The sequence below is a fragment of the Synechococcus sp. R55.2 genome, assembly GCF_047462075.1.
GTDB lineage: Bacteria > Cyanobacteriota > Cyanobacteriia > Thermostichales > Thermostichaceae > Thermostichus.
Genome location: NZ_JANSIH010000106.1, coordinates 1 through 1001, shown reverse-complemented (window position 1 = coordinate 1001; position 1001 = coordinate 1). Strand labels below are relative to the sequence as shown.

At 60.1% G+C, this 1001-nt stretch carries 1 protein-coding gene; it reads left to right on the top strand.

The window, feature by feature from the left end:
• Positions 1–229: 229 nt before the first annotated feature.
• The coding region (locus tag NW838_RS03885; protein WP_414427525.1) for a UDP-glucose dehydrogenase family protein at positions 230–1001 on the top strand (772 nt) is incomplete at its 3' end.

The following is a 1001-nucleotide window of genomic DNA, read 5'->3' as shown; positions in this document are numbered from 1 at the left end:
ACACCAGAACATTCAGTCCCAGCGTGACGTACAGCACCCTCTGCACTTGGCGCTGACGGCGGCTGGCTATGGCAGCAGAATCCAGAAAGCTCACTGCAGCTCGGGCGGGGATCCACAGATATCCTGCTTTATTCTGTCACCGACCTCAATAGGGGTAAGGGAGGGTACCCTAAAAGCAAGCTGCTAAGGCTTAGTCAAGTGGCCGCCGATTGGGGAGCGAACTCTGAGTATGCACGTTGCTGTGGTAGGCGCTGGCTATGTGGGCCTGGTAACAGGGGCTTGCCTGGCTCACCTAGGAAATAGCGTTATCTGTGTGGACAACAACCCCGCCAAGATTGAAGGGCTGCAGCGGGGTCGCCTGCCCATCTACGAGCCCGGCCTGGAAGAGCTGGTGCGGGAGGGAACTGCGGCGGGTCGGCTGCACTTTAGCACCGATCTGGGCTCTGGGATCCAGGCCAGCGAGGTGGTGTTTATTGCCGTGGGCACCCCGGCCCTGCCCAGCGGGGATCCCGATCTGCGCTACGTGGAAGCAGTGGCGCGGGAAATTGGCCAGCATCTGGACGAGCACTATCGGGTCATTGTCAACAAATCCACTGTGCCCATTGGCTCTGGGGACTGGGTGCGCATGCTCATTTTGGACGGGGCCGCCGAAGCCGCCAAGCAGCGGCTGAGCAGCCGAGAAGTGGGGAGGGATCCTGAGGCCAGATCCCTGACCTTGGAGCTCTCGCCTTGGACGCCGCAGTTTGACGTGGTGAGCAACCCCGAGTTCCTACGGGAGGGCAGTGCCATCCAAGATACCTTCTACCCGGATCGCATTGTGATTGGCTCTAACAGCCCCCGCGCCATTGAAATCATGCGGCAGCTGTATGAACCCATCCTCAACCGCCAGCAGGGCCTGCAAGGGGATCCCGTGCCTTTGCTGGTGACCGACCTGGCTTCTGCCGAAATGATCAAGTATGCCGCCAACGCCTTCCTGGCCACCAAGATTAGCTTCATCAACG